Source organism: Prevotella sp. TF12-30 (genome assembly GCF_003436715.1).
GTDB classification, from domain to species: domain Bacteria; phylum Bacteroidota; class Bacteroidia; order Bacteroidales; family Bacteroidaceae; genus Prevotella; species Prevotella copri_A.
Window position 1 is genome coordinate 1 of the sequence record NZ_QSQJ01000028.1, and the last position, 25,950, is coordinate 25,950.

The window sequence follows — 25,950 nt, forward strand, 5'->3', positions numbered from 1 at the left end:
ACTTGTCTGTTTATGTAAAATCTTTCAAAGAACTCTTTCTTCAATTGCTTAGAGAATCGATTTCTCAAAAGCGAGTGCAAAAGTACTAACATTTTGCGAAACCACCAAATTTTCGGAGAGAAAAATTTCAAAAACCGCTATTATTTAACAGTCTTAAACACTTTTGCGCCTTAAATCGCCTATTTTCGCCCCAAATCGCCGTTTTTAAGCTATCTGGGTGTGTAGGCACACATCCTACCTTATTTCACCCAGATTCGGCGGGTCAAACGAAGCTCCAAAACAGGATAAGCCTTCACTCCCTTGAAGAACTTCACATAGTCGCCTACCTTACCCGGTACGTTCTTCACATCCTTTGCCAAATCCACGCCTGGTTCCATACTCTCAATCTTGTTACCATTCTCATCTACGGTCATCTTATATATATTATTGGTAACAACCTTAGGAGTACCACCCCAGAAGAGAACACCGGCATCGAAAGATACCCAATAGTCATCATTATCCTTAAAGAGTCTGCCACCATAGCCGAAACCCAGGTAAGGCTTGAAGTTGTTTACCTTGATACGTGCCGACACATTATTATTCTCATCCGGTTCCAGACGGAACATAGATCCATCCTCACGTTCACCCAGGTTCACTCCCATGTGACCATAGCTCATGAACTTATCATAAAGCGCCTTGTCGGCATAAACGGTCTGTCCGTTCAGCGACATATAAGGAATAAAGTACTCATAAGAAGCCTTTACACGCTCATAGAGGTTGTTGTACATATTGACAGCCACCAGGGAAGTACCATCATATACGGCATTTTCCGCCTTGGCTATCTGAGAAGGTCCCCAATAGAAACCACCCGTTACGTGCCAGTTCTTGTTGCGGAAAGGATGCACCTCTACCAGGAGCTTGAAGTTGTCCATAGTGGGTGTGCCCACCATGTCGATACTCTTATCCACACGGGTACCAGTCATCTCCTCCAACATATCAGCAAGTTTATCAAACTTCTTGTTCTGTTCCTCTTCAGTATCCTGCTGGTTGCCCACCTTTACGCCAAAGTTCATGGTTGCATGAAAACGAGGCATCCAGGAGAAACCGGTACGTACTTTCACCACCTCACTGATGGGCAGCGCAACATCTACACCAATACCGGTGGTACCCATCGTCACGGAAGCGTCAATACTCTTGGTGAATACCTTGCCAGGAATGCAGGGTTCACTGAATGTTTGGGCGAAAGCACCCAGGGTTGGCAGCAGCCAAGCTGCCAAGGCAAATACATATTTCTTCATAAATTCTTGATTTTCATTAAATTCGGCTGCAAAGTTACGCAAAAAGCTCCAAACTGACAAGAGTTTGGAGCTTTTTATTTACTTGATAACTACTTTTTTACCATTCACGATATAGATTCCCTGAGGGAGGTTATCCAGTGAAGCTGCATTCTTCTTCACCTGTACACCCTGCAAGGTATAGACATCATAGGTATGCTTGTCTGTAGAATTGCTGACATGGGTAATTCCGGTAGCATACTCATCAGCACTCATCAGGGTCAATTCCTTAGGAGCACTGGCTGATACCTTCAGATACCAGCTGTTGGCTGGGATGGCGGTAATGGTCTTGCGCTGTCCGCTGGCATCCTTCTCTTTGATTGCCACGGTGCTGAGGTTATCGGTAGCAGTGGTAGCAGCAAGCTTACCGGCTGCACTGACTGCCAGCACACGCATGGTGGTAGCATCAAACTTGGTGGAGTTGTAATGAGCTGTCCACTTATCACCCAGACAGAAGTAGATACCTGTGGCAGCGTTATCTGCTGGAATGGCTGCAGAATTGATAACCGGTGTAACCAGGTTATCCTTCACATTATCCGATACACACTCTACCAGCACAGGTGTCTTGGCAGGAATCACGCCTGTGAGTTCCTTATAGACAGCTACCCCTCTTGCCTCATCCACCTTATTGATATAGTATGCCTTCATACCCTCTGCCAGGGTATAAGGATAACCGGTGAAGAGAGCCGCATACTTCTTGCCGCCAACCGTTACGGTTGGCTTGACACCGAAGTAGTTAGTGCTTGCATCTACCGGAGTGATGTTCCAGGCATAGTTGTCGCCCGTTGTGATGACTGAACTGACATCATAATCCTCGGCTGTCTGATCGCAGAGCATAACCGGCTGTCCCTTTTCCTGCTGCCAGGCACGATAGGCAGAACCTACCTTGGTGATGAGGAGTGTATAGTTGATCAGTTCCTTGATGCTGGTACCCTGACCGCTGACATTTGCCTCGATGGTGTTCGGTCTGATACTGGAATCAGCCAACTTCTCGATAAAGAAGATGGAACCCGGGTCTGCTACTACATCCTCCCAGATGCGCTTGGTGACGAGGGCGCCACAGTCTGCCGTCATTGATACATTGTCAACACCCGTACTTGTATTGTCAGAGAGTGACATCCATCTTTTGGTATTCACATTCTGAATACGGTAGTATCCTTTGTCGCTCAACTGAGCGTGAGCAGAGAGCAAGGTAGCGCAGGAAATCAAAAGTACGTATAGTCTTTTTCTCATTCTCATTTATTTAAACAGAAACTGTAAAAAAATAACCGGTCTTCATCGCTTACATAGTAAGAATGAAGATCGGTTATGTTATTTAGTTTACTAATGTATTCTAGCTAAACCTGATTACTTAGCAATACAGATAGTAACACGGTTCATATCGTTCTCCTCGAAAGGCTGAACGCGGCAACCCTTAGACTGCTTGATCATGCGGCTCTTAGCAACACCCTTAGCTGCGAGTGTGTTGTAAACAGTCAAGGCACGGCGAGCAGCAATCTTATCGTTGAAGCGTACAGAACCAGTACCCTTATCTGCATAACCAGTCAAAGTGATCTTAGCATCTGGGTTCTCCTTCATGTACTCTACGATCTCAGCAATCTTAGTTCTCTGAGACTTAGCGATGTTAGTGTTACCGATTGGGAAGAAGATATCACGACGGAAGTTCTCCTCAACAACCTTAGACTCAACCTTAGGAGCTGGAGCTGGAGCTGGCTTCTCGATGATACGCTCGATGATCTTCTCTACTGGCTTTGGAGCAGGGATTACCTTAGTGGTATGAGTCTCACCAAGAGCAACCTTTACACCTACCAATGCGTTGAAGTACCAGTCTGGGTTACCAGCCTTCTTTGAGTTGTACTTGTCGCTCAATGTGTTAGCAGAAAGCTCAACGCCCAACTTAACGCGATCACTTACGCGGAAGTCAACGTTAGCACCTACACGTGCAACGAAGCGAGTCTTTGTACCATCCCAAAGGTTCTCCAAAGGAGCCTGAACCTCAGCGAGGTTCTTACCAGCACCAGCGAGGATAGCCTTCTGAGCATCAGCAGCCTCGTCATTACCCCAAGCGATGTTAGCGCCGATACCACCGAATACGCCAACCTCAACCAAACGGTCTGGGTTGTACTCGCAGAAGAGGTTTGTGAGGTTAAATGTAGCGTCAACCATAGGAGCTACATAGTTCCACTTCCACTTGTAAACGTTGCCAGCCACGTTCTGACCAGCCTTGCTCTGCCATGTATTCAAAGAGAAGCGAGCGCCTACAACCTTATTGAAGTTATAGCCGATGCCTACCTGTACATTTGGAGACAACAACTTACCGAAACCGATCTCACCCAATGTGTACTGGCCACCAACCTGTGCCTGAGCATACCAATGTGGAGTGAAGACATTAACAGTCTTATCTGCTTCCTGAGCTGACGCACTAACGCAACTCAAAGCAATAACACCTGACAGTAATACTTTATTTAATTTCATAATTTTAATTCTTATTTATTATATAATGTTTATATTAAGACTTGTAGAAGGCGGCAACAAGTGTCGCCATCTATTCGTTTCTTACATTACTCTACAGTGATATGATATTCCTTCTTTGCAGAAACGCCAGAGTAGTCAACAGCCTCGTAAACGATAGTGTAAGGACCCTTAGCTGTAGCTGTGAACAATACCTTCTGAGTGCTACCAGCAAACTTCTTAGCAGGAGTTTTACCGTCCATCAAAGTAACCTTAGCACCATCTGGGTTGCCCTTTACATAAACAGACTTCTTGTAAGCAGGAGCGAGGAGCTCACCAGTCCAAGATGTAGCAACGAGAACAGTAGAACCTGTACCTGTCATACGAGTACCGAGCTTACCCTTGAGTGTGCTCAAAGTATTCCAGTCACCAGTCTTGCTGCTCTTGTAAAGCATAGTAGGCTGCAACAACTGGTTAACATCAGAGATGTGAGCATTGATCTTGTGGAGCAAGTTGTTTACTGGAGTGATTGCATTGTCCCACTTTGTAGCAGCGTTGGTGATAGCATCCTTAACTGGCTGCAACTGTGTACCAATCTGATCATTGATAGAACCAATCAACTCATCGATTGTATTATCTGTTGTCTCCAATACATAAACTCTTTCATAATTCTCTGTTACCAAATCATTCTTTGGTTTAAGACCATAAGTAGGATAGTAATTACCATCAGATGCCTGATACCAATCCTGATAGAATTCATAAATATTATGATCATAATTGAATCCTGAAAGATCCTTAGAAATCTGAGTATTTTCGAGAGTGAAACTATCACCTGTACCAATGTTTACAATCACAACATTTTTACCATTCTGATATGCATATACATTCTTACCAGAAACCATTGAGTACATTTTGATCTGCTTACCATTCTCATTCTTAATCTGGAAGTCAAGGGCATTCATGAACTTACCCAACTTGTCAGACAATGTAGGCAACATATACTTATCGAGGGCCAAGCCGAGGTTCTTCAAGCTCTGGTTATCCTTCAAAGTATTGAAAGACAATGGCTTAACAGCGAATGCAGCCATATCGTATGTAGGAGCAACCTGATGCTTCTCAACTAAAGCGCCCTTAGAGCCATCCTCGTTTGTAACAGTTGGATCATACAAATAGTATGTAGCCTTAACAGTATAAGCTTTCAACTGATTGTTTACAGAGCGATACAAAGTTGTAGCAATCTGGCTCAAGTTCAAGTTAGACTCCTTAGGGTTCTTCAACTTAGCAAGAACATTCTTAGCAGCCTCCTTCAACTCACCCTTATTCAAAGAGAAGTCATCGTTAGCTGGATCCGTTGCAAGAACAGGAACCTCATAGAAACCATTAGCTGAAGCAGCCTTAGTGAAACCGTAAGTCAGAACTCTATCAGTTGTCTGGATATCACCCAGCTTGAAACCCTTAGCCTCGTTACCCTGGCTATCAACCAACTTGAGATCAGTGATACACTCTGGATCAATCTCATTTGGGTTCAAAGTAATATAAATCTTACCAGCATCACCATTGTTCAAGAACTCACCCTTAGTGATATCCCAATCCTGGTTCTGTGCAGCAGCAGTACCATAGAAAGAAGAAACCAAGTTCAACTTAGAGCCAAGGAATGCAGCGTTGTAGTAACCCAAAACAGGGTTCTCTGTTGCATTGATAGCGATACTAGTAAGGTTCTTGTTTACCAAGTAATCGAAAGCCTGGTCGTAAACAGCCTGTACCTTCTTACGAGCCTCAGCCTCACCAGATACAGAACCCTCAATCTTCTCAAGACGTTTATTCAAAGATTCAGTGAACTTCTCAGCAGCTTCTTCGTCCTTCTTACGCAATTCCTCGATTGCCTTAATGTGGTCATCAACCGTCTTCTTAAGATCAGTGTAAGCCTTAGAGCCCTGGATAGCAGCATCCAATGTAGCATACTGACCCAATTCAGAGATAGCGCCCTTGTCCATAGCCTTCAAGTTAGCCTTGATACGAGCGTCAATAGCATCAGCCAATGAAGGATTCTCGTCTCTCAACTTACCCAACCACAGATTAAGGTCTGCCAAATCAGACTTCTGCTTAGCGATAGCATCAGCCAAAGAAATGCTAGTGTTGTAAGCACTGTCGCTTTCGTGATCTGTACAAGATACGAAAGTGCTAGCTCCACCCACCAAGAGGGCAGAGAAGAGCAAAATACTAGTTAATTGTCTTTTCATTTTTTATAAAAAATTTAATTAAACTTATGTTGTCTAACTCATTATATTAAAGAAAGATTCGGCTCGACGAAGCAGCCAGTGTATGTTGTTGACTTAGGTCTTGCCGTCACTCTCCTACTTTACTCATTCTTAGTTTCCAATTTTATCGTTACCAAAATGTATATATACCGCTGCAAAGGTAAAGCTTTTTTTTGAATTAGAATGTTTTTGCCCCATTATTTTTAGCAAAAAGCCTTAAATTTTAAATATTTTAAGCATTCTTTCCCCTTTTCTCCTCCTTTTCTCCCCTATTTTACCACAATGATAACGTTTTCTGAAAAATATCCTTGTCAATATGATTGATACACATCAATCCAGTTAATAAATATACGACACATATGCCCTACACGACATGTATGCCACACACGCCCCACACGCACCTAGGCATCCCCAAGAGCATAAATCCCGCTAGGCGTCCCGGCGGATTTGCAATCCGCCGTAAAAAAAAGGTTCGACCTATTAAAACCGGGGGATTTGCAATCCCCCCAGCAAAAGGAAAAGCATACTCCTTTGCTGCGGATTGCAAATCCGCAGAGCATAAATAGGTTAGGACATTTTTTAACGCCGGATTACAAATCCGGCGGGACGCCTAGCGGGCTTAAGTTCTTGAAGAAACGAAGAAGAAGGCGTGTGTGTGGACCGGCGAAAAATCTTTTAATATAATAAGGTAATGATGATACTTACGAGGTGCCAGAACGTCACCTAGAGGTCGCCACGATAGTGCTGGCGGATGGTAAAGAGGCTCGTAACGTATATTGCCTGGCTATGGCACAATATTGCCCCTTGCCAGGGCAATTTCTTGCCATTGCCAGGCAAGAAACGACACGTCGGGAGGAGGCAGAAGACAGAAGGCGAAAGAAGGTAAGAGAAGGAGGAAGAGAGAAAAAGATAGCAGAAGAGAGAAAAAGACTACTCTCGCTTTTACTCTTCACTCTTCACCAAATCGTCTGAAACCCCGATAAACACTGGGGTTCTGAGAGGTGAAGAGTTGGCTCACCTCTTCACCACTCTTCACCACTCTTCACCACAAGCCCGCTAGGCGTCCCGCCGGATTTGAAATCCGGCGTTAAAAAATGTCCTAACCTATTTAGGCTCTGCGGATTTGCAATCCGCAGCAAAGGGCATGCTTTTCCTTTTATTGGGGGATTACAAATCCCCCTATCTTTATAGGTCGAACCTTTTTTACGGCGGATTTCAAATCCGCCGGGACGCCTGGCGGAAGACTTTCTGGAGAATTCGAAAATCTGCGTCATCTGCGCAATCTGCGTGACTCTTTTAAAAGACCGAACAGGTCGAAAAAACAAGGTGAAGAGTGGGTGAAGAGTGGTGAAGAGGTGAGCCAACTCTTCACCCTCGCAAACACCTTTCACACAGCAATTTACACCACTTCTGTGAAGAGTGAAGAGTAAAATCGAAAGTAGCTCTCTACTCACCCATTACGAACACAAAAAAGGGAGGCTTACCTCGTCACAAGGTTTACCTCCCTACACTTATAGTTAAAAATAACCGAATATTACTTGTTCAGGAACTTATCTACCTGAGCAGCAATCTTTCTGCCGCTTGCCATCGCACGAACCACCAGAGAAGCTCCGCTGGCAGCATCACCTGCTACGAATACATTCTCGGCAAACTCAGGCTGTTGTGGCTTCAGGAAGCCCATTGCCAGGAACACAGCCTCTGCCTTGATAATCTCCGGCTCGCCAGCCTCTACCATCAGTGGGCGACCACCCTCTGGGTTTGGCTTCCAGTCGATAGGCTGAACCTTCACACCAGTCAGCTTACCGTTCTTTCCCAGGAACTCCAGAGAGTTGATGTTCCAGCGGCGGGTACAGCCTTCCTCATGACTAGAGGTGGTCTTCAGGGTGCGAGGCCAGTTTGGCCAAGGATTCTTAGGATCCTCAGGACCCTCTACCGGCTTAGGCATGATTTCAATCTGGGTTACGCTCTTGCAACCCTGGCGATGAGCGGTACCGATACAGTCGGAACCTGTATCACCACCACCGATTACCAATACATCCTTGCCCTTGCAGTTAACCAATTCATCCTTAGAGAACTCCATACCGGCGAGGATACGGTTCTGCTGAGAAAGCAGTTCCAGGGCGAAGTAAACACCCTTCAGCTCTCTTCCAGGAATCTTCAGGTCGCGGGCTGTCGGTGTACCGGTAGATACCACGTAGGCATCGAAGCCTTCCGGCAACTTGGTAACGTCTATCTGCTGATTGTATCTGAACTCGATGCCCTCCTCTTCGAGAAGACGGAGACGGCGGTCGATGATGCTCTTATTGAGCTTGAAGTTAGGAATACCGTAACGCAACAGACCACCGGCATTCTCACGTGCCTCGAAGACTGTTACCTTATATCCCTTGTGGTTCAACTGGTTGGCAGCAACCAATCCCGCAGGACCGGCACCGATGACAGCCACCGTCTTGCCATTACGCTCCGGAATCTCAACATGCACATAGTCCTCAGAGAAGGCGTGCTCCACGATGGCGCACTCATCCTCACGGTTGGTGGTTGGTTCATGATCCATGAGATTCAATACACATGCCTTCTCGCAGAGTGCAGGACAGATGCGTCCTGTGAACTCTGGGAAGTCGTTGGTGGAATTGAGGAGACGGTAAGCCAACTCCCAGTCGCCCTTGTAGAGGGCATCGTTCCACTCCGGTGCCTTGTTGCCCAGCGGACAAGCCCAGTGGCAGAAAGGCACGCCACAATCCATGCAACGGGAAGCCTGCTGTCGGCGGTCGTTGCTATTCAATGTCTGTTCTACCTCGCTGAAGTCGAGGATTCTATCGTGAATTGGTCTATAACCTGCTTCCTTGCGAGGTATAGTCAAAAATGCTTTTGGATTTCCCATCGTTTTACTTTGAACTTTGAACTTTGAACTTTGAACTTTTTTTACTTTGAACTTTGTTCCCTTTGAACTTTGAGCTTTGAACTTTGAACTTTTTTCCTTTGAACTTTGAACATTGAACTTTGAACTTTATGATATGCTTCATAGAGTTATAGCTCTCGATACTAATCATAAAGTTCAATGTTCCAAGTTCAAAGTTCAAAGTTAGTAGTCTCGCTGCATATCCGCAATCTTCTGCTGCAACTTCTTTACCTGCTCCTCCTGGAGAACTCGCTTGTACTCGATTGGCACTACCTGGATGAAATCCTCTACGTAGTGGTTCCAGTCATCGAGCATGGTACGGGCGAGCTTACTGCCGGTATAGAGATAATGCTGACGGATCAGCTCGTGCAACTCCTTGCGATAGGTGCTGTCCTCCACGAGGTTGATCTCCACCATATCCATGTTACAGAAGTAATCGAAGTTGTGGTTCTTATCCCATACGTAGGCAACACCACCACTCATACCAGCGGCGAAGTTACGGCCGGTTTCACCGAGCACTACGACTCTACCGCCCGTCATATACTCGCAGCAGTGGTCGCCAGCACCCTCAATCACGGCGATGGCACCGGAGTTACGAACACCGAAGCGCTCGCCTACCTTACCATTGATATACAACTCACCGCTTGTGGCACCATACAGACCGGTGTTACCGGCGATGATGTTATCCTCGGCAGAGAAGTTACTGCGGATAGGAGGAAGGATGGAAATACGACCTCCTGAAAGTCCCTTGGCGAAATAGTCATTGGTCTCACCTTCGAGCTTGAAATCCACTCCCTTGACCAGGAAGGCACCGAAGCTCTGACCAGCAGAACCCTTGAACTTCACGTTCACGGTCTTGTCTGGAAGACCAGCCTCACCATATTTCTTGGCAATCATACCGCTCAGCATCACACCGGCAGCACGGTCGGTATTCTTGATGGCGAAGTCGAGGTTCACTTCTTCCTGGTTCTCGATGGCACGCTGTGCACCACGAATCAACTGCTGGTCGAGCACATTGTCTAGGTCATGAATCTGCTCGGTCGTATGATAGAGCGAGCAATGACCTGTCTCACGATGCAGCAAGCGGGAGAAATCGAGCAAGTCTGCCTTCTCCTCGATGCTCTTAGCCACCTCTGGCTCTACGGCATCAGCACCCTCGGTAGGAACAATCTCCTCATCCTTCTTGCGGACGATGAGCTCGGTATGACCGATGATATCGTTCAATGAGGTGTAACCCATCTCAGCCAGATACTCACGAACCTCCTCGGCGAGGAAGCGGAAGTAGTTGATGAGGTACTTGTAGCTGCCACGGAAGTGCGCACGGAGCTTAGGATCCTGTGTGGCAACACCCATAGGACAGGTATTCAGGTTACACTTACGCATCATGACACAACCCAAAACGATGAGGGCGGCAGTACCGAAACTGAATTCCTCAGCACCGAGCAGAGCCATCAGGATGATGTCACGACCGCTCTTCAACTGACCATCCACCTGCAGGCGAACCTGACCGCGAAGACCGTTCTTCACCAGTGTCTGCTGGGTCTCAGAAAGTCCGATTTCAGGAGAGATACCTGCGAAACGCATACTGGATGCAGGGCTGGCACCTGTACCACCCTCAGCACCAGAGATAACGATGAGGTCTGCCTTCGCCTTAGCCACACCGGCAGCGATGGTACCCACACCACTCTCAGCTACCAACTTCACGGAGATAGCCGCCTTAGGGTTCACATTCTTGAGGTCGAAGATGAGCTGAGCCAAATCCTCGATACTGTAGATATCGTGATGAGGTGGAGGAGAAATCAGGCTGATGCCAGGGATAGAGTGACGGGTCTTGGCGATGACCTCGTTGACCTTGAAGCCAGGCAACTGACCACCCTCACCCGGTTTAGCACCCTGTGCCACCTTGATCTGGATTTCCTCTGCATTTACCAAATATTCTGTTGTCACACCGAATCGACCGGAAGCCACCTGCTTGGTCTTGCTGGAGAGGCTGATGCCATCCTGTGTAGAATGGAATCGCTCGTTATCCTCACCACCTTCACCGGTATTGCTTCGGGCACCGAGGGCGTTCATGGCGAGTGCCATTGCCTCGTGGGCCTCCTTGGAGAGGGCACCAAAACTCATCGCACCGGTAACGAAGTGCTTCACGATTTCCTCTACCGGCTCCACCTTATCTATAGAGATAGGGTTCTTGCGGAAGCTGAAGAAGTCGCGGATGAAGATAGGCTCCTGCTTATCGTCAACGAGATGTGTATATTTCTTGAAGAGATCGTAATCGCCCTTGCGGGTTGCGAGCTGCAGGGTGGCGATGGTCTCTGGGTTCCAAGCGTGCTTGATACCGTCCTTGCGATAGTGGAACTGTCCCATACTTGGCAGGAAGTCGAGCTTCTTGGTCTCGAAAGCCTTGTCGTGCAGGCGGATGGCATCACGGGCGATGGTCTCGAGTCCGATACCGCCGATGGTGCTCACCTCTGTTCCGAAGTAGCTCTTCAGCAGGCTCTCGCTCAAACCGATGCTCTCGAAGATCTTGGCACCACGATAGCTACGGATGGTAGAGATACCCATCTTAGCCATAATCTTGAACAAGCCCTTCTTCACAGCCTTGATATAGTTCTGCTCGGCTGTATGGTAATCCTCCTGAATCTTTCCCTTCTTTACGAGGTCGTCGAGGATGGCGTATGTCAGATATGGACAGAGGGCTGATGCACCGTAACCCAACAAGAGGGCTGCATGCATTACCTCACGAATCTCACCGCTCTCAACGATGAGGGCTGTCTGTACACGCTTGCCGGCATCAATCAGATAATGATGTACGGCGCTTACGGCGAGCAATGATGGGATGGCGGCATGGGTCTCATCCACGCCACGGTCGCTCAAGATGATGTAGTTGTAACCATCATCCACGCTCTGTGCTGCCTGCTTGCAGAGTTCATCCAGAGCCTCATGCAATCCTTCTTCGCCCTTGGCGGTTTCGAAAATCATGTGAAGCTTGACGGTATTGAATCCCTTGTAGCGGATATTCTGAAGGATATCCAGCTGGGTATTGGTCAGGATAGGATGTGGCAAGCGAACCATCTTGCAGTTGCTCTCGTCCGGGTTCAGAATGCCGGAACCTACACGACCGATATACTCGGTAAGACTCATCACGAGGTTCTCACGGATGGAGTCGATGGCAGGGTTGGTAACCTGAGCAAACTGCTGACGGAAGTAGTTGAAGAAGATCTGTGGCTGGTCGGAAAGTACGGCAAGCGGAGTATCATTACCCATAGATGCAGTAGGCTCCTGACCCTTGGTAGCCATCGGAATGATGGTACCGTCGATGTCTTCCTCGCCAAAACCGAACTCCAATTCCTTGCGAGTGAGGTTTTCCACAGCGTTTTCCACTTTTCGTCCGCTGCGCAGCTTTTCCAGTTCAATACGGTTGGTGTTCAACCACTGGCGGTAAGGATGAGCCTCAGCCAGGCGTTCCTTGATTTCGCCATCATAGTAAATCTTGCCTTCCTGGGTATCAATCAAAAGAATCTTACCCGGCTGCAAGCGTCCCTTCTCGGCAATCTCGGTTGGGTCGAAATCCATCACACCCACCTCAGAAGCCACAACCATCATATCGTTCTTGGTGATGGTGTAGCGTGCAGGACGCAGACCGTTTCTATCGAGCATACCACCGGCATAGCGGCCATCGCTGAAGAGCAAGGCGGCAGGACCATCCCATGGCTCCATCAGGATAGAGTGATACTCATAGAAAGCCTTCAGATCCTCAGAGATAGGGTTCTTGTCGTTGAAGCTCTCAGGCACCATCACAGCCATGGCGTGAGGCAGAGACAGACCGCTCATCACGAAGAACTCGAATACATTGTCGAGACTTGCAGAGTCACTCATATCAGGCTGAACGATAGGAGAAATCTCACGGATATCGCCCAGAGCCTCACTACTCAACACACTCTCACGAGCCTTCATCCAGGCACGGTTGCCACGGATGGTGTTGATCTCACCATTGTGGGCAAGGAGACGGAATGGCTGAGCCAGACTCCATGTAGGGAAGGTGTTGGTAGAGAAGCGGGAGTGAACCAGAGCCAGACCGCTTGTAAAATAATTATTAGTCAAGTCAGGATAGTACTGACGCAGCTGGAGGCTGCTCAACATACCCTTATATACGATGTTCGAATTAGACAACGAACAGATATAGAAATCAGGATCGCTGATTCGTTTCTCGATGCGCTTGCGGATGAGATAGAGGGTGCGCTCGAAGACTGGCACCTTATCATCTGTCACACCTGTAATGAACACCTGTTTGATGGCAGGTTCATTGCTCAATGCAGCCTCACCCAGACAGTCTGGATTGGTAGGTACATTGCGGAGATGCATCAACTGAAGTCCCTCACGTTCAATCTCTTCAATCATAATAGAGAGGATATCCTGCTGTTTCTTCTCATCCTTAGGCAAGAAGACAAGACCTGTACCATATTTTCCCTTTTCCGGTACAGGGATACCCTGAAGAAGAATAAACTCATGTGGAATCTGGAGCATGATACCGGCACCATCACCCGTCTTGTTATCGGCACCCTCAGCACCACGATGGCGCATATTTTCGAGGACCTTCAAGGCGTTATCGACCAGCTCATGACTCTTGTTACCGTGGATATTCACCACCATACCTACGCCACACGCATCGTGTTCATAGGCAGAACTGTACAATCCTTTTTCCATTTCTTGTTCGTTTTATATCGGTTATTTCTAACTATTTTATTATTGATATGCTTGCTCGTAAAAGCTATGTTATTTATACGCCTGTTCATGAACTCCCGCCACGGCTCTACCGCTAGGGTCGTTCTGATTCTTGAAAGAGGCATCCCAGGCAAGGGCTTCGGCTGTAGAGCAGGCTACGCTTGGCACGCTAGGCACACTCTTGGCAGCGCTGTCGCTTGGGAAATGCTCGGCGAAGATAGAGCGATAATAATACTCCTCCTTGTTCTGTGGAGGATTGATAGGGAATCGCTCGGCAGCATGCGCCATCTGTTCGTCGCTGACGGCTGATGCGGTAATCTGCTTCAGGGTGTCAATCCATGAATAGCCCACTCCATCGGAGAACTGCTCCTTCTGTCGCCATGCTACTTCTTCCGGAAGCAGATCGGCGAAAGCCTCACGAACCACCTTCTTCTCGATGGTCTTGTCAGGACACATCTTCAATACCGGGTTCATGCCCATCGCTACATCCAGGAACTCCTTGTCGAGGAAAGGCACACGACCCTCGATGCCCCATGCCGCCAGACTCTTGTTGGCTCTCAGGCAATCGTAGAGATAGAGCTTGCCGAGCTTGCGCACGGTTTCCTCATGGAAAGCCTTGGCATCCGGTGCCTTGTGGAAGTAGAGATAACCTCCGAATACCTCGTCGGCACCCTCACCGGAAAGTACCATCTTGATACCCATGCTTCGGATGACTCTCGCCAGGAGATACATCGGGGTAGAGGCACGCACGGTGGTTACATCGTAGGTCTCAATGAAATAGATGACATCACGGATGGCATCCAGACCTTCCTGGATGGTGTAGTTGATTTCGTGATGCACGGTTCCGATGTGCTCGGCAACCAATCGTGCCTTCGCCAAATCAGGAGCACCCTTCAAACCTACGGCAAAGGAGTGAAGTCGAGGCCAGTATGCCTTGGTTTCGCCCCCATTCTCCACGCGGGTAGAAGAATATTTCTCGGCAACGGCAGAGATGACGGAAGAATCGAGACCACCACTGAGGAGGACACCGTAAGGAACATCGCTCATCAGCTGGCGCTTTACAGAAGCCTCCAGGGCATCGTGAATCTCCTTCACGGCAGCCTCCTCCTGAGGTTCCGCATCCTTCAGCTGGGCTTCAGCCTTCTGAGTATCATCAATCTGATATTTCTTCTGCATGGCAGCGTATTCAAACCAATCACGGGTATAGTAACGCTTCATGCCAGGGTTCTTGCTGTAATAATAATGGCCCGGAAGGAATGGCTCGTAATGATCACACTGACCTTCCAGAGCCTTCAACTCGCTTGCCACCAGCACTTTTCCATCCTTATCATAACCAATATAAAGAGGAATGACACCGATAGGGTCGCGGGCAATGAGGAACTCATCACGCTCAGCATCGTAAAGGGCGAAGGCAAAGATACCGTTCAGCTCTTCAAGCATCTGGGTGATACGGGCGTGGAGCGCATCCTCACCTTTATATATGAAGGTATCAAAGTCGGAATCTGCTCGCATCTCACGATAGAGAGAAAGAATCACCTCGCAGTCGGAACCGGTCTGATACTGGTATTTGCCAGCAAAACGGGCACGGATATTCTGATGATTATAAATCTCACCGTTTACGGCAAGCACCTGTTTTTTGTCTGGTGCAAACAAAGGTTGGCGACCACTTTCCGGGTCAACAATGCTCAGACGCTCATGTGCCAGGATAGCAGAACCACCACAGTAGATTCCGCTCCAGTCTGGTCCGCGATGGCGAATCTTCTGACTCATACGAAGCGCTTGCTGTCGCAATTCAGGAGTTTGCTCCTGAATATTGAAGATAGATACGATTCCACACATAATATCTTTTCCTTTCTTTTACGGTTATTTTTATCTCTTTTTACCTAAAACAAATAACATTTTGTTATGTTTCGGCTGCAAAATTACTACTTTTTGTCAACATACGAAAGATTTCCATTACCTTTTGTCTTAAGAAAAGGAGAATAATTACATATCAGCACGTATTAGCACATTTAAACTTTCATTTTGAAAGTACAAACAATATTATTTATTTCAAAATAACACAAAGAGAGAAAAACAAGATAGGAGGATACATTTACTTTTATTGGGGGATTACAAATCCCCCGGTGTTTATAGGTCGAACCTTTTTTTACGGCGGATTGCAAATCCGCCGGAACGCCTAACGGGTTTACGCTCTTGGAGACAATCCCCCACGTATTGGGCAAAACCCGTGAGGCATCTCGACAGATTTGAAATCCGTTAGGCGTTCCGGCGGATTTGAAATCCGTTAGGCGTTCCGGTGAATTTGAAATCCGTTAGGCGTTCCGGTGAATTTGAAATCCGTTAGGCGTTCCGGCGGATTTGAAATCCGTTAGGCGTTCCGGCGGATTTGAAATCCGTTAGGCGTTCCGGCGGATTTGAAATCCGCCGTCTAAAAAGGTTCGACCACCCCTGAAGGGATTTGCAATCCCCCATCAATACAAAGAAAGTTTAGTTAAAAAATATATAGAATAGTGCCGTTTTTCCCAATTTTTTAGTATCTTTGCAGCATTATTAGTTTTATTACAAATAACCTAATTTATTCAATTATTCCGTAGATGTTACTATAGCATTATGAGAAAGAGAATTATAAATCTTTTAATGATGACCTGCGTATTAGCCGGCGGCTACTCTCAGGTATCGCTTGCCCAACAGGCTAAGTCGGGCAAGCTAACTCAGTTTGTCAACCCTCGAATCGGAACAGGTGGACATGGACACGTTTTCCTCGGAGCCAACGTTCCGTTCGGATATGTCCAGTTAGGTCCTACAGAACCATCCCGCGGATGGGACTGGTGCTCCGGCTATCATCATTCTGACTCCATCCTCATCGGTTTCGGACACCAGCACCTGAGCGGTACCGGTATCGGCGACCTAGGCGACGTGGCTTTCCTGCCCGTAACAGATGGCAACCAGAAACAAATCAAGTTCAGTCACGACAACGAGAACGTGCGCCCTGGATACTATGCAGTCAAACTGCAGCAGCCTAATGTATGGGTAGAGCTGACTGCTACACAGCGTGCCGGTTTCCAGCGCTATACCTTTGGTGCTGATGCACAGCAGGCACAGTTGGTACTCGACCTGAAGCAGGGTATCGGTTGGGATGCAGCCAAGGACTTCAATGTAGATAATACTACAGCTACCACCGTGGCTGGTCACCGTTTCTCCAAGGGATGGGCGAACGACCAGAAGGCATTCTTCTTCGCAGAATTCTCCCAGCCTGTTACCGTGAAGCCACTGGGCACCGGCAGATGGCTGATTACCGCTGCTGATGTCACCAAGCCATTGTTGGTGAAGACCGGTATGTCCGCTGTAAGTGCAGAGAACGCCAAGCTGAACCTGGAGAAGGAGATTCCGGGCTGGGATTTCCGTCAGGTAGTAGCTGATGCAGATGCTGCCTGGAACAAGGAATTGGCTAAGGTGAACATCGAGACCAGCGATTCTACCTCCCGCCGCATCTTCTACACAGCCATGTATCATACCATGACCGCTCCATCTGTCTTCTCAGATGTCAACGGTCAGTATCGCGGTGCCGACGGCAAGGTCTATGACGGCAACTTCACCAATTATACCACCTTGTCACTCTGGGACACCTATCGTGCAGCTCATCCATTGATGACCATGATCCATACCGACATGTTGCCAGATATGGCAAGCACCTTCATCAATATCTATCGCCAGCAGGGCAAGTTGCCAGTATGGCATCTGATGGGTAACGAAACCAACTGTATGGTGGGTAACCCAGGTATTCCTGTTCTTGCCGATATGGTACTGAAGGGCTATGTGAAGGATAAGGAAGGAGCCTACGAGGCGATGAAGAAGTCGGCTATGCTCGATGAGCGTGGTATGGGATTGCTCAAGAAGTACGGTTATCTGCCATACGACAAGGAGCCTACCAAGGAAACCGTTGCCAAGGGCTTGGAATATGCGCTGGCTGATGCCTGTGTGGCAAAGGTGGCTCGCATGCTGGGAAAGAAGGAAGATGCCAAGTACTTCGAGAACAGATCAAAGGCTTACAGCAAGTACTTCGACAAGGAGACCGGCTTTATGCGCGGTCTGAGTTCTGACGGCAAGTTCCGTGTTCCTTTCAACCCATTCTCTGCCGAGCATCGTGAAGATGACTATACCGAGGGAAATGCATGGCAATATACCTGGCTGGTGCCTCATGATGTTCACGGACTCGTGAAGCTCTTCGGCAATGAAAAGAAGTTTGTGACCAAGCTCGACTCTCTCTTCATCGTTACCGGTGAGATGGGTGCCAATGCTTCTCCAGACATCTCTGGTCTGATTGGTCAGTATGCTCATGGCAACGAGCCTAGCCATCACGTGCTCTATATGTACAACTATGTAGGTCAGCCTTGGAAGGCTGCCCGTCTGCTCAGACAGACACTGGACGAGATGTACAAGGATGACTTCGACGGTTTGAGCGGCAACGAAGACGTGGGTCAGATGTCAGCATGGTATGTGCTTTCTTCCGTAGGTCTCTATCAGGTAGAGCCAGCCGGCGGCAAGTACGTCATCGGCAGCCCTATCTTCGACAAGGCTGAACTGAACGTGGGCAAGGGCAAGACCTTCAACATCGTCTGCAAGAACAACAGCAAGGAAAACATGTACGTACAGTCTGTGAAGTTGAACGGCAAGCGATACAGCAAGTCATACATCATGTATAACGACATCATGAAGGGCGGCACCCTCGAACTGCAGATGGGCAACCAGCCATCGAAGTGGGGAACCCGTCCTGCCGACCGTCCATAAGAATCAAGCACTAACTAACAAAAATATAAATAATGAGAAAGACTATTTTAACATTGGCTCTTCTTGCCTCCATGAGCGCTATGGCTCAGGAGAATGCTGAGGTAGATGTGCATGCACGCTATACCAAGGTGGTAACCCCAGTGAATGGCAAATACGAGTCAAAGCGTCCTCCTGTAGAGGACCGTCTCTTCACTTCTACAGCAGTAGAGAAGAAGATCAAGGAAGTACAGAAACTCCTGAAGAAGAATCCAAAGTTGGCGTGGATGTTTGCCAACTGCTATCCTAACACCCTGGAGAGTACCGTTCACTACCGTGTGCTCGAGAATGGTGATGATGATACATTCGTATATACCGGTGATATTCCAGCCATGTGGCTCCGCGACTCAGGTGCCCAGGTATGGCCTTACGTAGCCCTCGCCAACAAGGACGAAAAATTGAAGAAGATGCTGAAGGGTGTGATTCTCCGCCAGTTGAAGTGCATCAACATCGACCGCTACGCCAATGCCTTCAATGACGGTCCTACCGGTGCCGGCTGGCAGAAAGACCGCACCAAGATGCAGCCGGATGTATTCGAGCGCAAATATGAGATCGACTCCTTCTGCTACCCTATCCGTCTGGCTTACGAATACTGGAAGGTAACAGGCGATGACTCTATTTTCGGCGAAGTATGGATGAAGGCTATCGAGAATATCCTGAAGACCTTCCACGAGCAGCAGCGCAAGGTGACAGCCAAGGCTTATCACTTTACCCGTGTTTCTGACCGTGCCTTCGATACCATCGGTTGGGACGGCTTCGGTGCTCCGGTAAAACCGGTAGGACTGATCGCTTCCATGTTCCGTCCTTCTGATGATGCCACCATCCTTCCATTCCTGATTCCATCCAACTTCATGGCAGTTTCTTCCATGAACAAGGCAGCAGAAATCTTGAAGCACGTGGCAGAGAAGGATGCAGCAAAGAAAGATGCAGCCTTGAAGATTGCGCAGGATTGCAGCAGTCTGGCTGACGAGGTACATACTGCTCTGCAGAAGTATGCTATCTACAACCATCCTAAGTATGGCAAGATTTATGCTTACGAGGTAGATGGTTTCGGCAACCAGCTCCTGATGGACGATTCCAACGTTCCTTCTCTCCTGGGTATGGGCTATATGGGTGATGTTCCTATGAACGACCCTATCTATCAGAACACCCGCCGTTTCGTTTGGAGTGAGGACAATCCTTGCTTCTTCCGTGGCAAGGCTGGCGAAGGTATCGGTGGTCCACACATCGGTTACGACATGCCTTGGCCTATGTCTATCATGATGAAGTGCTTCACCGCACAGAGCGATGACGAGATCCGCTTCTGCATGAAGATGCTGCTGAATACGGATGCAGGTATGGGATTCATCCATGAGTCTTTCCACAAGGACGATGCCTCTAAATACACCCGTCCTTGGTTCGCATGGCAGAACACCCTCTTCGGAGAGTTGGTCATCAAGTTGATCAATGATGGCAAGGCAGACTTGCTGAACAACCTGTAATACACATTATTATATATAAAGAAAATGCCGATAGTTCGCTGGAACTATCGGCATTTATATTTATGCTAACTGAAAAAATGACCTCACTTTATGGCTGCAGGGTGAAACCTACTACCAGATAAGCTTTCTCTGTGCTAGGGTTAGCAGCTACCTGAGCAAAGACAGGAACAGAGAAGGAATCGGTAATCTTGATATCCTTGGTAGCCTTGACACCTACGTGGGTAACGGCAAAACCGTTGGCTTCTCCATAGAAGGTAGTGGCAAATGGCACTGCACCGATGCTTGCCTCCCAATCACAGCCACCCAACTTGAATGGAGCGGTAGCCTCGAAATAAGATGAATAGGCACGGTCGCCACCCTTGTTGACTCCATCGTTGCCAGCGAAGTTGGTGTACCAGTTCAAGGCAAGCGGACCGAAGTCATAACCTACATTTGCCTCGAAAACATGAGAAGTTTCGTGAGCCTTGTAAGCGAAATACTTCTCGTTAGGAGAGTTGAACCAGTAATCGGTAACACCGATATGGAAACCACCAGTTTCGTATGCCAAGGTAAGATCAAACTCCTTGGTATCTTCCGGCTGAGAAAGACCTACACTTCCCCAGGCTGTAAGAGACAACCCCTTATATCCGATACCCAAGGTAGGCTGCAGGGAAACGGCTCCCAAATCCTGACCACGCCAGTAGTACTGGCTAACGATATCAGCACCGATAGAAGTTTCTACCTCGTCCTGCGCCATGGCAGCAGGAGCAAAAGCCATCAAACCGAGTGCCAAGGCACCCATCTTCTTCATATCTAAAATCTTCTTCATAATCTCTCTTTTTATGTGATACATTCCTGTTTTAAAAAGTTTTGGCTGCAAAATTACGAATAATAATTCTGCTTACCAAAACTTTTATCAATAATCTCTCTCGTCAATATATGAAAGTACTTTAGTTGTAGCAGCTCTCACCATGCTCGTAGATATCGAGACCTTCCTCCTCGATTCGCTTGTCAACACGGAGACCAGCAATCTTCTTGATACCCCAGAAGAGGATAATACCTGTTGCAGCTGCCCAAAGGTCGATGCAGAGGATACCGAAGCACTGAGCTCCGAAGAAACCGAAGCCACCACCATAGAAAGCGCCGCCATCGAGGGCGAAGAGACCTGTCATCAAGGTACCGAAGATACCGCATACACCATGCACTGAGCTGGCACCTACAGGGTCATCAATATGAAGCTTGGTATCGATGAACTCGATAGAGAATACCAGGATGATACCTGCCAGAAGACCAATGATGGCTGAACCCAATGGACTAACCAAGTCGCAACCGGCTGTGATAGCTACCAAACCTGCCAAGATACCATTCAATGTCAATGAGAATGATGGCTTACCATACTTGATCCAAGATGTAAACATAGTACCCAAACCACCGCAGACAGCAGCCAGGTTGGTGGTCAGGAATACGTGACTGATAGCAACACGGTTAACCTCACCAGAAGCAGCGAGCTGAGAACCAGGGTTGAATCCGAACCATCCGAACCAGAGGATGAATACACCGAGGGCAGCAGCCATCAGGTTGTGACCAGGGATAGCAGTACTCTTGCCGTTGCGGTACTTACCCAAACGAGGACCTAAGCAGATAGCACCTACAAAGGCGAGGACACCACCAACACTATGTACAATGGCAGAACCTGCAAAATCATGGAAGGCAGCACCAAAGGTGTCCATCATAAATGAACCGGCATCAGCATTGCAAAGCCAACCGCCACCCCATGTCCAGTGACCTTCTACAGGGTAGATAATCAATGAGATGAAGAATGAATAGATGCAATACATAGAGAACTTGGTACGTTCTGCCATGGCACCTGAAACAATGGTAGCACTGGTAGCGCAGAATACGGTCTCGAACATCAGGAAGCCTTCTGTAGGAAGACCAGCTGCATTCTTGTAGAAAGAAAGGTCGCCGAAGTTAGGCATACCGATGAATCCGGCGCCATCACTACCAAACATAAATCCAAAACCTATGAACCAGAAAAGAACCGAACCGACCATAAAGTCAACGAAGTTCTTAAACAAGATGTTCGCGGTGTTTTTACTACGGGTAAAGCCCGCCTCGCAGAGGGCGAATCCCGGCTGCATGAAAAAGACCAACATGGCTGCCAAGAGCATCCATACGGTATCTAATGAAATTCCTAAATCCTGTACACTCATAACACAAAATCTTTAAAGTGTTGATACAATCTGAAAACTAATCTCTCTCCTCCCTTCCACATCTTATTTTTCCTGCTCCGCATTATAAAGAGCGATGTCGCCTCTTTCACCTGTACGGATTCTTACGGTATCCTCTACAGGAATTACAAAGATTCGACCATCACCAATCTCGCCGGTACGGGCTGCCTCCTGGATGGCATGAATTGTTTTCTCTACGTTCTTGTCGCGCACGACAACATTCAACAACACTCGCTCAATACTGCTGGTATCATACATGACACCACGATAGATACGAGCCTGTCGCATCTTGCCCTCTCCTCTTACATCGTAGTAAGAGAACCACTCAATGTCGGCGGCAAGCAAAGCTTCCTTTACATCCTCAAATTTCGTCTTGCGGATAATTGCTTCGATCTTTTTCATGTTAATCTCTCCTATTATTTAAATTACATATTGTTCGTTTTCGAGTGCAAAGATACGACAATTTGATTAATTAAATAGTTATTTACTTACTTTTTGCTTTTATTATTTTAGTTTTCTTTCTATTTGATAGCCATTTTTAAGAAACATAACACAAAATAAAAGGAAAATAATGGTTTTAACTTTCATTTTGAAACAAACCTTCATAAAAATAGAAAAACCAGTGTGGATGAAGCCTCACCAGACTATCATACCACACTGGTAGAATCATTAATTAACGTAAATCTAACTGAACTATACCGGGTGAACGAAGACCAGGCTTCAATTCACCTCCAATATAATATAATGTATGTTTTCGCATTGCCACTTGGGCACCCGCTCTAGCCAGTAGAGAGGTTTGGTGGGAAAGAATTTCCCAGCGTTCAGTTTTCAGTTTATATGTCAAAGGACAACCGTTGAACTGATACCACGAAATGTCCTTCTTCAAATAATCAGCTTGTGCCACCTTGGAATAGGTTCCGCTGATGGCATCCCAGAAGATATCATGGTTCACGCCTCCGGCGCAGATAATCTGGGCTTCACCGTCGGGACTCACAGCCAGCATGGCAGTAGCGCCCGTCAAGGTGAGTTCCTTGCCTTCGCCATTACGGGGTGCCGGAAGCGGATTCCAGCATTTGCCCTGGAGAAGATAACGCAATCCCGATGTGGCAACGATGCTTGACTTGCCATTCTGATAGAAGCCGCCCCAGACATAGAGTTTGCCATCATAGGCAGCACAGACCGGTTGAACTCTCGGTTCGCCAATCATTTCCGTTTCCTTTTTCCATTCCTGATTATTTCCGAGTTCACAGGTGAGAACGGAAGCGGAAGGATGACCATCCTGATTACCACCCACAACAAACAGGCGGTTGTCCATCAGACAGACACCCATGTTATCTACCGTACAAGGCAAGTCTGGCAAGGATTTCAATATCGGTTTGCCACTCTTCTTGTCCAAATGGATACTCAAGACAGTTTTCAAACTATGTTCGCCGTTGCATCCACCAACCAGAACCAGACTATCACCAGAGGTCACTACTCCACCATAAGCCGCAGGTTCAGGCAAGTGGCCTATCATCTCCCAATGTAAGGTTTCCTCGTTGCCTGTCACTTTCGCTGCATAGATACCCGAATAGTACTTCTTCTTTCCAGGTTCAGGGAAATTGCAGCCACCAGCCACTATCAGGTAGTCGCCGATGAATCCAGAATAACAAGCTGAGACACCGAGCTCATAACCAGCCTCACCTGAAGGGAAGCCAGACAGGGACTTGATGCTCGCTTTGATTTCTCCCCGGAATGTAGATGCCGGCAAACCGTCCTGGTTCACCAGATTGGCACGTGTGAAAGGTTGCCATGCATATCTCACAAATCTCGGTGCCTTGAGTTCTGGAGAAGTGAGTCGGACCTTATTTCCCTCAATCTTCACCTGTGCAGGATAGAAGAGACCCTCTTCCTCTGCCATCTCGAAGCAGGATGGAGCCTTGCCGTCGGAAGTACGGAGACCATCGCCATAGGTAAATGAAACCACCAGCGACTCGCCCTCTCTTACCACCTTATTATATATAGGACCCGATGGGGTTACGCCATGACCATAGGTCTGGTTCAAAGCCCAGCGCCCCAGACGCTCACCTACCGGCTGCTTGTTCGTAGGATGCACATCGAGCGAATCTCCCTGATCGGAAGACACCGCCATTCCGGTATTCGGGATGGATTTCATCAATCGGAGCTGACTGTCACGGAACCAGGTCCAGGAAGGACGGTTCAGGCTAGACAACTGCACGAAATAGAAAGGCATCTCAGGATTCTTCCAATTGCTTCTCCAACTATCCACCAGCAGGCGGAAGAGTTGTTCGTGAGCATCCATATTGTGGGCATTCGATTCACCCTGATACCAGATCACTCCCTTGATAGGATACTGCTGCAAAGGCAGGATACCACTCTCGTAGAGATAACATGGCTCGTATGGATGACGACCGAGATGAGTAGCATCGTGGGTGAGATTCTTGGCAGCCCTGCCTCTTACCCAATCCTGGATAAAGTCATTGTGCAACCAGTCTCTCAAGATAGCCGGGAACTGGGTTTCCAAGGTATTTCTATCTACCCAGGCTTCCGTAGGAGCACCGCCGATGGCATTGCATATCAATCCCACAGGCACCTTCAGACTATCCCGCAACATCTTACCATAATAATAAGCTACGGCAGAGAACTGGGCTGCAGTTTCCGGAGAAACCTTCTTCCAGGTAGTATTCTTGAAATACTGCAGATGATTCAGAGAATCCAGACAGGATGCCGGCCATGCCACATCGTATGTCTCCCATCTTCCCTTCATATCGAAAAGACGGAAATCAGGGTCATCAGCCTGAGCGATGTCTTTCTTGCCGGTAGCAGCCTGATTCAATCGGAATGCCATATTCGACTGTCCCGAACACAACCAGACCTCACCTACAGCCACATGGCGGAACTCTTTCTTCTGCTTGCCAGCCTGAATGGTGAGCGTATAATCAGTGCCTACCTGCAGAGGTTGCAGGGTGACACTCCACTCACCACGGTTATTGGCAATGGCTGTGGCTTTCTGTCCGGCAATGCTTACCATCACCTTCTCGCCCGTATTGGCGATGCCATGGATATCGAGCGGCACATTGCGCTGCAATACCATATCATCCGTATAGAGACCGGAGAGTTGCAATCCACCATAATTTCCGGTAATACCGCCATAAACGGTTTTCGCCAGGATGCCGGCACCTTCCGCATTCGGATGGATGGCATCCGGCAACAGATTAGGATAAGGATAGAGAGGAGCATAGAAATCAATCACTTCCGCTCCGCTCACCTTTGCTACCACCTGGATAGCATCCTGTATTTCATCATGCCACTGCTTGGTGCCCGAGATAAAACGGGGATGGCGGTGGGCAATCGGAGTCATTCGAGCCAAAATAAAACGTACCTTCGGATTCACGGAACGCAGAGAGTCCATCAGGGAAAGATAATCTTTCACGAACTCATCACGATAGTTAGGCCAGTTTCTTGGGTCCGTATCGTTGATACCCAAATGGATGACAGCAATATCGCCCTTGAACGCCATTGCCTGTCTGTACTCTTCCTGCTGCATGTACGGACGGTGTCCATGCTTCAACAGGGTAGCACCCGGCTTTCCGAAGTTACCTACCAGGTACTTGTCGCCCAACATCTTCTGAAGTTGTACAGGATAAGAGAAATGTTCTCTATCCTGAATACCCGTACCATAGGTAATACTGTTACCAACACAAGCCACCTTTACTTTTGGGGCAGCTTTTTTCTTTGGGGCTGCATTTACTATCTGGAGCCCCATCGAGAGTGCCGACAGCAAAACTG

Annotated in this window: 13 protein-coding genes and 1 pseudogene; 2 read left to right on the forward strand and 12 right to left on the reverse strand. The window is 47.9% G+C overall.

Going from position 1 to position 25,950, the window contains the following annotated elements; translation table 11 throughout:
- Nucleotides 1–239: 239 nt before the first annotated feature.
- From DXD25_RS10805 to asnB, 7 genes are all read right to left on the reverse strand, one after another.
- On the reverse strand, nucleotides 240–1,277 hold the full coding sequence (locus tag DXD25_RS10805) for a hypothetical protein (protein WP_147327896.1): 1,038 nt from the start codon (nucleotides 1,275–1,277) through the stop codon (nucleotides 240–242).
- Nucleotides 1,278–1,355: 78 nt separating this feature from the next.
- The gene (locus DXD25_RS10810; RefSeq protein WP_147327897.1) at nucleotides 1,356–2,546 is read right to left on the reverse strand and encodes a hypothetical protein; all 1,191 of its coding nucleotides are present in this window, start codon (nucleotides 2,544–2,546) and stop codon (nucleotides 1,356–1,358) included.
- 114 nt (nucleotides 2,547–2,660) lie between these two features.
- Entirely contained in the window at nucleotides 2,661–3,788 is a 1,128-nt protein-coding gene (locus tag DXD25_RS10815; RefSeq protein WP_117663510.1) for an OmpA family protein, read from the reverse strand.
- A gap of 86 nt (nucleotides 3,789–3,874) precedes the next feature.
- Nucleotides 3,875–6,004: a phasin family protein gene (locus DXD25_RS10820; protein WP_147327898.1), complete on the reverse strand. Its 2,130-nt coding sequence runs from the start codon at nucleotides 6,002–6,004 to the stop codon at nucleotides 3,875–3,877.
- Nucleotides 6,005–7,556: 1,552 nt separating this feature from the next.
- Nucleotides 7,557–8,900, reverse strand: coding sequence for a glutamate synthase subunit beta (locus tag DXD25_RS10835; protein ID WP_117663514.1), 1,344 nt, complete (start codon nucleotides 8,898–8,900; stop codon nucleotides 7,557–7,559).
- A gap of 201 nt (nucleotides 8,901–9,101) precedes the next feature.
- Nucleotides 9,102–13,625 (reverse strand): glutamate synthase large subunit, encoded by a 4,524-nt coding sequence (gltB, locus tag DXD25_RS10845; RefSeq protein ID WP_117663516.1) that lies wholly within the window; start codon nucleotides 13,623–13,625, stop codon nucleotides 9,102–9,104.
- Nucleotides 13,626–13,694: 69 nt separating this feature from the next.
- Nucleotides 13,695–15,482 carry an asparagine synthase B gene (gene asnB, locus DXD25_RS10850; protein WP_117663517.1) on the reverse strand — a complete coding sequence of 596 codons (1,788 nt, stop codon included), beginning with the start codon at nucleotides 15,480–15,482 and terminating at the stop codon, nucleotides 13,695–13,697.
- Nucleotides 15,483–16,256: 774 nt separating this feature from the next.
- Here asnB and DXD25_RS10855 point away from each other — a divergent pair.
- Both DXD25_RS10855 and DXD25_RS10860 read left to right on the forward strand, forming a co-directional pair.
- Entirely contained in the window at nucleotides 16,257–18,434 is a 2,178-nt protein-coding gene (locus DXD25_RS10855; RefSeq protein WP_117663518.1) for a GH92 family glycosyl hydrolase, read from the forward strand.
- A gap of 32 nt (nucleotides 18,435–18,466) precedes the next feature.
- Nucleotides 18,467–19,951: a glycoside hydrolase family 125 protein gene (locus DXD25_RS10860; RefSeq protein WP_117663519.1), complete on the forward strand. Its 1,485-nt coding sequence runs from the start codon at nucleotides 18,467–18,469 to the stop codon at nucleotides 19,949–19,951.
- Nucleotides 19,952–20,039: 88 nt separating this feature from the next.
- On the opposite strand, the gene DXD25_RS10865 is transcribed toward DXD25_RS10860, so the two are convergent.
- The 5 genes and pseudogenes from DXD25_RS10865 to DXD25_RS17550 all read right to left on the reverse strand — a co-directional run.
- Nucleotides 20,040–20,759 carry a hypothetical protein gene (locus DXD25_RS10865; RefSeq protein ID WP_117663520.1) on the reverse strand — a complete coding sequence of 240 codons (720 nt, stop codon included), beginning with the start codon at nucleotides 20,757–20,759 and terminating at the stop codon, nucleotides 20,040–20,042.
- A gap of 121 nt (nucleotides 20,760–20,880) precedes the next feature.
- Nucleotides 20,881–22,143, reverse strand: a complete 1,263-nt coding sequence (locus DXD25_RS10870; protein WP_117663521.1) for an ammonium transporter — start codon at nucleotides 22,141–22,143, stop codon at nucleotides 20,881–20,883.
- A gap of 63 nt (nucleotides 22,144–22,206) precedes the next feature.
- The gene (locus DXD25_RS10875; protein ID WP_089545297.1) at nucleotides 22,207–22,563 is read right to left on the reverse strand and encodes a P-II family nitrogen regulator; all 357 of its coding nucleotides are present in this window, start codon (nucleotides 22,561–22,563) and stop codon (nucleotides 22,207–22,209) included.
- A gap of 271 nt (nucleotides 22,564–22,834) precedes the next feature.
- Nucleotides 22,835–23,911 (reverse strand): cyclically-permuted mutarotase family protein, encoded by a 1,077-nt coding sequence (locus tag DXD25_RS17545; RefSeq protein ID WP_367400160.1) that lies wholly within the window; start codon nucleotides 23,909–23,911, stop codon nucleotides 22,835–22,837.
- A pseudogene (locus DXD25_RS17550) lies at nucleotides 23,891–25,927 on the reverse strand (GDSL-type esterase/lipase family protein); the annotation flags it as partial. The pseudogene DXD25_RS17550 and the gene DXD25_RS17545, both read right to left, overlap by 21 nt.
- Between the last annotated feature and the right edge of the window lie 23 nt (nucleotides 25,928–25,950).